Genomic DNA, 8171 nt, shown 5'->3' with positions numbered 1-8171 from the left:
ACGAGATACGAGATACGAGCAGATTATAGATGCGCCTACACGAGATAAGAGATGCGAAAAGCTCGCTTACTGTCACTTATGGCAGCATGTTTTCGATACTCGGTTACTCGCATCCCGCATCTGCTATTTCTCCAGACGTAAAAAAACCTGCTCAATGAGCAGGTTTTTTAGTATTCAGTGCTTTCAGCTAATGAAGCTTTACGCGTAAGAAATTACGTAATTACTGACGTGTTCTTGGCTTAGCTGGTTTAGCCGGACGACCGTTGTTCAGTTTAGGCTTACTTTTGTTAGCCTGAGGTTTGCCTTTGTTTGCAGCTGGAGCGCTACGACCTGAATCAGGTGTTGTAGTACCGCGAGTTGCAGGCTTCTTACGCTTAGTTTGGTTGCTACGGCCTTTTGGTGCGTTTGCACGCTCTTCGTGACGTTTAACAGCACGACGAATTTTTTGGCTACGAGAACGCTCACGCTTACGAGAAGTGTTTGAAGGATCAAGATCCAACAGTGTCTCTTTCTCAGGCTTAAGCTCAACAAGCTCACGCAGGTAGTTAACTTCTTGAAGATCTAGCTCTTTCCAACCGCCACGAGGCAGTTTCTTATCAAGGTAGATATCACCGTAACGTACACGTTTCAGGCGGCTTACTGTCGTTTCTTGAGATTCCCAAAGACGACGAACTTCACGGTTACGACCTTCGTTAATCGCTACGTAGAAAGTATGGTTCATACCTTCACCACCAGCGTAAACAACATCTTCAAAACGAGCCATGCCGTCTTCTAGTTGTACACCACGAGTAACGTTTTTAACTTTTTGCTCAGTCACTTCACCGAATACACGTACTAGGTACTCACGCTCAACCTGACGGCTTGGGTGCATTAGACGGTTTGCAAGCTCACCATCAGTAGTGAAAAGCAAAAGGCCTGATGTGTTTGCATCAAGACGACCAACTGAAATCCAACGAGAACCACGGATCTTAGGTAGACGATCGAAAACAGTACGGCGGCCTTCAGGGTCGTGACGAGTACAAAGCTCACCTTCAGGTTTGTAGTAAGCAAGTACACGACAAACCACTTCTTCAGAAGCCTTGCCTGAAACAGTATGGCCATCGATACGGATCACTGAGTTCTCGTCTTCAAGACGCTCGCCCAGTTTCGCAACTTGACCGTTAACACTTACACGACCAGATTTGATTAAACCTTCTAGTTCACGACGAGAACCGTGACCAGCTCGCGCTAAAACCTTCTGTAATTTTTCGCTCATTTACTCTTTTCTACCTAATTGTCGTCTTCACAGACGTCGAATGAATTTTTCACGACCAAATCGCGGTCGCGTATTATCGCAAATAACCTGCCAAAAAGCACTTGTTATTTACTGTGGCAGGTTTGCTGTATCGTTACAGACTGTTAATCAGTAAAGCGATTATTCAAACGGCGCAGGATCGCCAGCACCACGACGTAGAACCACGGCATCATCGTCACTGAAGTCAATAACGGTCGTCGGTTGCTCACCTAAGTAACCGCCATTCAAAATCACATCAACCGCATGCTCTAGGCTGTCACGAATTTCTTCTGGATCCGACTCTGTAGTCTCGTTACCCGGAAGAATCAGAGACGTCGACATCAGTGGTTCGCCCATCGCTTCCAACAGGTCGAGTGCAATCTTGTTATCTGGGACACGAATACCAATCGTTTTACGCTTGGCGTTCATCAAACGCTTTGGCACTTCTTTAGTTGCTTTAAAGATAAACGTGTAAGCACCTGGCGTGTGTGCTTTCAGCAGACGGAAAGCCACGTTATCAACGCGTGCATACAGTGATAACTCAGAAAGATCACGGCATAACAAGGTGAAATTGTGCTTGTCATCGATGCGACGAATTTTACAGATACGTTCAAGTGCTTGTTTGTTTTCAAGCTGACAGCCCAGCGCATAACCGGAATCTGTTGGATAAACCACAACGCCGCCATTGCGAATAATCGCAACCGCTTGAGTAATTAAGCGTGCTTGTGGGTTATCTGGATGTACATAAAAAAACTGGCTCATTGTTGATCCTCGTTATCGAATCTCTCGACTCTATCATCAGAAGGAGCTGGCTCACCTAAAGACTATTCAGATGGTGAAACCGTTTGAAACTCCCAATCTTTCCATACTTCTTCGACCCCAGAAGGTAGCCAGAGATTGCGTCCAAGTTCCATCCACGGAGATGGGTAATGGAAATCACTGCCTTGGGAGGCTAATAGTTTGTATTGTATAGCATAATCCGCGAGTGTGCGTCTTTCTTGTTGCGCTTGCTGAGGTTGAGCTACTTCCATCGCATCCCCTTTCGCTTCAACAAATGCCGCTAGCAGGCGCTTAACCCACTTGGCTGTAAGTCCATATCGCCCAGGGTGAGCGAGTACGGCTTGTCCACCAGCAGCATGAATAGCCGTGACAGCATCACTCATTGAACACCAAGTTGGCGGCACATAACCTGGGTTATTACGAGTAAGAAACTTTTTAAACACCTGCTGCATAGTTTTCGCATAGCCATTGTCGACTAGCCACTTAGCAAAGTGAGCGCGAGTGATTGGTGCATCACCCGCAATCAATTTAACTTCTTCTAACACCCCTTCACGAGTCGCTTTCTCAAGACGGTGAGCGATCATCTCAGCACGCCCAATACGGTGTTGCTTCTGTTGTTCAATGAGCGCTTTGAGTTCTGGTGACTCAGGATCAACGTTTAACCCAACAATATGGATATCTTTGTTTTGCCAAACAGTCGAAATCTCAATGCCGTTTATCAACTGAATAGGAAGGTTGTTATCCGCAATGTAGCTGCGTGCTTCAGCAAGCCCATCAGTCGTGTCATGATCTGTAATCGCTAGCGCTTCGATGTTAAAGCCAAGCGCTCGGTCAATTAGCTCAGGTGGAGTAAGTCGGCCATCTGAGGCTGTTGTATGACTATGTAGATCAATTCTCATATATTCTTTTTCATTGTTTTCAATTTTTATCGTTATATTTGTGTCAACACACTTGACCCGCAAGTAGAAAACTAGTTAACTAGTACACAAATACGAAGTATCACATTTGATAGGTTCACCATGTTACAAGAATTTAACCAAAACCATAAAGATAAAGTTTTAGAACTTTCTTCAGTAGAAGCAAGTTCAGAGCTTAATTGGTGGCGCACTTGGACAAGTTCTTGGTGGGCTAACGTGTACTTCTAATTAAACAGTTTGTTTATAAAAAAGTTATCACTAAGCCCGCTTTAATAGCGGGCTTTTTAATTTGTCGAACATCTCACATTCAACTGACTAACAAATCATCGAATTGACCATATTCTAGATTGGGTGAAAGGTATCTTTATGCGACTATGTACGGCAGGAAATTTAAAGAATCATAAAGGAGGTCTTGTGAACAAGGCCATTGAAATCAAAAAGCTGGGAACCATTGAGGTCATCAATTCCTCAGTTCCTTACTCGCAAGATCCAACCAGCGTTTTTCATACTTTGTGTGAAAACAAAACTGATAGTCTTTTGTTGGAATCTGCCGAGATTGAATCTAAACAGAACCTGACAAGCCTACTCCTTATCGACTCTGCTGTTCGCATCGTATGTCGCGGACATGAAGTAACCTTTCAAGCATTGACTGAAAACGGTCAAGCGCTTATCGAACATCTCACTCAAAACGTGAAAGCAGAAATTAAATCTGACCTTACTGATAACGTTTTGACGCTGACTTTTATCGAACCAAGCAACGAATTAGACGAAGACTCACGTTTAAGAGAAGCCTCTTCATTCGATGCACTGCGTTTGGTTCAGCACAGCTTTGAGCAAGACGCGGATAACAAACACACATTATTCATGGCGGGCTTATTCGCTTACGACATCGTGGCAAACTTTGAGCCACTAGGTGATGCTGAAGCAACCAACAATTGTCCTGACTTTGTCTTCTATGTAGCTGAAACACTATTGCGTTTCGATCACCAAGAGAACGAAGGCCTACTTCACGCGAGCTTATTTGCTCAAGATGACAACATCAAAGCGCAATTAACTGACCGTCTAGCCGACATTCAAACTCAGTGTCAGTCCCTGAAAGCCATCACTGAAGTAACGCCGTTAGACAACGTTGAAGCTGTACCTAGCGTTTCAGATGAAGACTTCTGCCAAACGGTTCGTGATTTAAAAGAGTACGTAGTTAAAGGCGATGTATTCCAAGTGGTACCTTCACGCCGCTTCACTCTACCTTGCCCTGCCCCACTGGCGGCTTATAAAGAACTCAAACAAAGCAACCCAAGCCCTTACATGTTCTACATGCAAGACGAGCTGTTTACTCTGTTCGGTGCATCTCCAGAAAGCGCGCTGAAATACGAGACAGAAACCAACCAAATCGAGATCTACCCGATTGCTGGTACTCGTCGTCGTGGTAAGCGCCCTGACGGTCAAATCGATTTCGACCTAGACAGCCGTATCGAGCTTGAACTGCGTACCGACAAGAAAGAAAACGCCGAGCACATGATGCTAGTTGACCTAGCGCGTAACGATGTGGCACGTATTGCCGAAGCTGGCACTCGCCACGTAGCAGACTTACTGAAAGTAGACCGCTACAGCCATGTAATGCACTTGGTTTCTCGTGTTGTTGGTCAGCTCCGTGAAGACTTAGATGCTCTGCACGCTTACCAAGCTTGTATGAACATGGGCACGCTAACGGGCGCACCAAAAATCCGCGCAATGCAGCTTATTCGAGACGTAGAAAAAACGCGTCGTGGTAGCTACGGTGGTGCAGTCGGTTATCTAACTGGTGAAGGGACTCTAGATACTTGTATCGTAATTCGCTCTGCTTACGTTGAAGATGGCGTGGCACAAGTACAAGCAGGCGCTGGGGTCGTATTTGACTCAGACCCACAAGCAGAAGCCGATGAAACTCGCGGCAAGGCACAAGCGGTTATCTCAGCGATTCAAGCTGCACACACTAAAAGCGCTGCAGTAAATCAGAACACATCAAACAAGAAGGAGTCGTAATCATGGCTGATATTGTATTCATCGATAACTTCGACTCATTCACTTACAACCTTGTAGACCAGTTTCGTTCATTAGGTCACAGCGTAAAGATTTACCGTAACAACATTCCGGCAAAGGTTGTTGAAGCTGCTATCAACGAACTAGACAACCCTGTTGCACTGCTTTCGCCAGGCCCTGGCGCTCCAGCAGATGCGGGCTGTATGCCAGAGCTAATTCAGCTTCTAAAAGGTAAAGTACCAATGATTGGTATTTGCTTAGGCCACCAAGCAATCGTTGAAGCCTATGGCGGCACCGTTGCAGGCGCTGGCGAAATCATTCATGGTAAGGTGTCGATGATGGAACACCAAAACCATGCGACTTACCAAGGCTTACCTTCGCCACTGGCTATCGCTCGCTATCACTCTTTAGTGGCAACGCATGTATCTGATAGCCTAACGGTGACAGCTGAAGTCGATGATTTGGTGATGTCTGTGGTTCAAGAACAAGACAAGGTGTGTGGATTCCAATTCCACCCTGAATCAATTATGACGACCTACGGTGCAACGCTTCTAGCAAACGCTATCGAATGGGCTCTTGAGAAACCTCTTCGCCTTGAAAAGACTGGAAAATAGGAAACGATCATGGAACAGATTAATAAACTTTACGAACAGCAGTCTCTTACTCAAGAAGAAAGCCAACAATTGTTTGATGTGATCATCAAGGGGGAACTTGACCCAATCTTGATGGCTTCTGCGCTGACTGCACTAAAAATCAAAGGCGAAACGCCCGATGAGATCGCTGGTGCGGCGAAAGCACTGCTTGCGAATGCAAACCCGTTCCCTCGCCCTGATTACGATTTCGCAGACATCGTTGGTACAGGTGGCGACGGTCACAACACCATTAATATTTCGACGACTTCTGCATTTGTTGCCGCAGCGTGTGGCTTAAAAGTCGCGAAGCACGGTAACCGCAGCGTATCGAGCAAATCAGGTTCTTCTGACCTATTGGATTCGTTCGGTATCAACCTAGCGATGACAGCAGAAAACACGCGTACGGCTGTTGATGAACTTGGCGTAGCGTTCCTATTTGCTCCGCAGTATCACGTTGGTGTACGTCACGCGATGCCGGTTCGTCAAACAATGAAAACGCGCACTATCTTCAATATTCTTGGCCCACTGATTAACCCTGCTCGCCCTAACATCGAGCTAATGGGTGTTTACAGCAAAGAGCTGGTACGCCCTATCGCAGAAACCATGCTGCAAATGGGCATGAAGCGCGCGGCGGTTGTTCACGGTAGCGGCCTTGATGAAGTAGCGATTCACGGCGAAACCATGGTTGCTGAAATCAAAGATGGCACAATTCACGAATACACAGTGAGACCAGCAGACTTTGGTTTGAACACTCACCCTCTTGAAGCAATCAAGGGCGGCGAGCCAGAAGAGAACAAAGCCATCACAACCGATATCCTGACGGGTAAAGGCACTGATGGTCAAGTTGGCGCAGTGGCAGTCAACGTTGCTCTACTGATGCGTCTGTTTGGTCACGAAGACCTAAAAGCCAACGCACAGCAAGCAATTGACGCGATGAACTCTGGCAAAGCATACGAGCTTGTACAAAAGCTTGCTGCACACGCCTAACGAACGACGAATCGAGACAAAGAACATGACACAGACTACCGATAAACTGTCGACCCACGTTTCAGTCAAAGAAGCTGAAATGGCGGAAGTATTAGCAAAAATCGTTCGTGATAAATACCAATGGGTTGAAGCACGTAAGCAGACTCAACCATTAGACGAGTTTAAAGCGTCACTAACTGCAACAGACCGCAGCTTTTATGACGCTCTGAGCGGAGAACAAACGGTTTTCATCACTGAATGTAAAAAGGCCTCTCCGTCAAAAGGTTTAATCCGTGACGAGTTTGACCTCGACTACATTGCTTCTGTTTACAACAACCACGCAAACGCGATTTCTGTGCTGACAGACGAGAAGTACTTCCAAGGTGACTTTGAGTTTTTACCTAAAGTTCGCAGCATTGCTAAGCAGCCTATCCTGTGTAAAGACTTCATGGTTGATACCTACCAAGTGTATCTAGCTCGTCATTACTCAGCTGATGCTATCTTGCTAATGCTATCGGTATTAGATGACGAAGAGTACAAAGCGCTGGCGGAAGTCGCTCACTCACTCAACATGGGTGTATTGACCGAAGTCAGCAACGAAGAAGAGCTTCACCGTGCAGTCGCTCTAAACGCTAAGGTGATCGGCATTAACAACCGTAATCTTCGTGACCTTTCGACTGATTTGAACCGTACTAAAGAGTTGGCGCCGCTGATTCGCGAACTGGCTCCAAACGCAGTTGTGATTTCAGAGTCTGGCATCTACACACATCAACAAGTTCGTGACCTTTCAACGTTTGCAGATGGCTTCCTAATCGGTAGCTCTCTAATGGCAGAGAAGAACCTCGAGCTTGCGGTACGCAAAGTAACACTGGGTGAAAACAAGGTGTGTGGTTTAACTCACTCTGATGATGCAGCGAAAGCGTATCAAGCTGGTGCGGTATTCGGTGGTCTGATATTCGTTGAAGCATCTAAGCGTCATGTGGATATCGAAGCGGCTCGTTTGACTATGAGCGGCGCACCTTTGAACTACGTGGGTGTGTTCCAAAACCATAGCGTTACTGATGTTGCGAAAACGGTTTCTGAGCTAGGTTTATTTGCGGTGCAACTGCACGGTGATGAGTCTCAAGCATTTGTAGATGAGTTGAAACAATCACTACCTGAAAGCGTTGAAATTTGGAAAGCTTACGGTGTGGCTTGCAGTGCTGAAAACGGCGCTGAAAGTGCGCTACCAGAATTACTGAAAAGCAACGTGACTCGTCACCTGCTAGATACTAAAGTGGGCTCTCAAACGGGTGGTACAGGCCAAGCGTTCGATTGGAACCTAATCAACGACCAAAGCGCAATCATGTTGGCGGGTGGTCTAAACCCAGAAAATGCTAACCAAGCCGCTAAGTTAGGTTGTTTAGGATTAGACCTAAACTCTGGCGTTGAATCCGCTCCAGGTAAAAAAGACGCAGACAAGCTGCAACGCGCTTTTGCAGCGATTCGTAATTACTAGTCCGATTTCTAAAACTTGAAATCTAGAGCTTAGAAGCTAGAAAACAGAATCAAAAAACTAATTAGTGAGCTTTGCCTTTGCGAAGC

At 46.1% G+C, this 8171-nt stretch carries 8 protein-coding genes and 1 other annotated feature; of the genes, 5 read left to right on the top strand and 3 right to left on the bottom strand.

What is annotated here, in order from left to right; translation table 11 throughout:
- Positions 1 to 220: 220 nt before the first annotated feature.
- From rluB to rnm, 3 genes are all read right to left on the bottom strand, one after another.
- Entirely contained in the window at positions 221 to 1255 is a 1035-nt protein-coding gene (gene rluB / locus AB4323_RS14895; RefSeq protein WP_017055112.1) for a 23S rRNA pseudouridine(2605) synthase RluB, read from the bottom strand.
- A 159-nt stretch (positions 1256 to 1414) separates the two neighbouring features.
- Entirely contained in the window at positions 1415 to 2035 is a 621-nt protein-coding gene (locus tag AB4323_RS14890) for an L-threonylcarbamoyladenylate synthase (RefSeq protein ID WP_009848751.1), read from the bottom strand.
- Between the two features lie 62 nt (positions 2036 to 2097).
- A complete protein-coding gene (gene rnm / locus AB4323_RS14885; protein ID WP_017061496.1) occupies positions 2098 to 2952 on the bottom strand; it encodes an RNase RNM in 855 nt (284 codons plus the stop codon).
- A gap of 120 nt (positions 2953 to 3072) precedes the next feature.
- Here rnm and AB4323_RS14880 point away from each other — a divergent pair, with 120 nt between their 5' ends.
- The 5 genes from AB4323_RS14880 (at position 3073) to trpCF (ending at position 8085) form a co-directional block, all read left to right on the top strand.
- Positions 3073 to 3198, top strand: coding sequence for a trp operon leader peptide (locus AB4323_RS14880; RefSeq protein WP_009848753.1), 126 nt, complete (start codon positions 3073 to 3075; stop codon positions 3196 to 3198).
- Positions 3145 to 3259: a sequence feature (Trp leader region), on the top strand. (Overlaps the previous gene by 54 nt.)
- A gap of 125 nt (positions 3260 to 3384) precedes the next feature.
- Entirely contained in the window at positions 3385 to 4992 is a 1608-nt protein-coding gene (locus tag AB4323_RS14875) for an anthranilate synthase component 1 (protein ID WP_372152806.1), read from the top strand.
- 2 nt (positions 4993 to 4994) lie between these two features.
- Positions 4995 to 5603, top strand: coding sequence for an aminodeoxychorismate/anthranilate synthase component II (locus AB4323_RS14870; protein WP_017063544.1), 609 nt, complete (start codon positions 4995 to 4997; stop codon positions 5601 to 5603).
- Between the two features lie 9 nt (positions 5604 to 5612).
- Positions 5613 to 6608 (top strand): anthranilate phosphoribosyltransferase, encoded by a 996-nt coding sequence (gene trpD / locus AB4323_RS14865; protein ID WP_372152804.1) that lies wholly within the window; start codon positions 5613 to 5615, stop codon positions 6606 to 6608.
- A gap of 25 nt (positions 6609 to 6633) precedes the next feature.
- Positions 6634 to 8085 (top strand): bifunctional indole-3-glycerol-phosphate synthase TrpC/phosphoribosylanthranilate isomerase TrpF, encoded by a 1452-nt coding sequence (trpCF, locus tag AB4323_RS14860; RefSeq protein ID WP_372152803.1) that lies wholly within the window; start codon positions 6634 to 6636, stop codon positions 8083 to 8085.
- Positions 8086 to 8171: the final 86 nt, after the last annotated feature.

It is taken from the genome of Vibrio sp. 10N.261.52.C11 (assembly GCF_041471405.1).
Taxonomy (GTDB): domain Bacteria; phylum Pseudomonadota; class Gammaproteobacteria; order Enterobacterales; family Vibrionaceae; genus Vibrio; species Vibrio crassostreae_C.
Note: the sequence above shows the minus strand (reverse complement) of the source record. Positions and strands in the feature narration are given on the sequence as shown.

What these genes read in the sequence shown, in the direction of transcription:
- rluB (WP_017055112.1), bottom strand. Translation starts at nt 1,255, where the DNA reads ATGAGCGAAAAATTACAGAAGGTTTTAGCGCGAGCTGGTCACGGTTCT.
- AB4323_RS14890 (WP_009848751.1), bottom strand. Translation starts at nt 2,035, where the DNA reads ATGAGCCAGTTTTTTTATGTACATCCAGATAACCCACAAGCACGCTTA.
- rnm (WP_017061496.1), bottom strand. Translation starts at nt 2,952, where the DNA reads ATGAGAATTGATCTACATAGTCATACAACAGCCTCAGATGGCCGACTT.
- AB4323_RS14880 (WP_009848753.1), top strand. Translation starts at nt 3,073, where the DNA reads ATGTTACAAGAATTTAACCAAAACCATAAAGATAAAGTTTTAGAACTT.
- AB4323_RS14870 (WP_017063544.1), top strand. Translation starts at nt 4,995, where the DNA reads ATGGCTGATATTGTATTCATCGATAACTTCGACTCATTCACTTACAAC.
- trpD (WP_372152804.1), top strand. Translation starts at nt 5,613, where the DNA reads ATGGAACAGATTAATAAACTTTACGAACAGCAGTCTCTTACTCAAGAA.
- trpCF (WP_372152803.1), top strand. Translation starts at nt 6,634, where the DNA reads ATGACACAGACTACCGATAAACTGTCGACCCACGTTTCAGTCAAAGAA.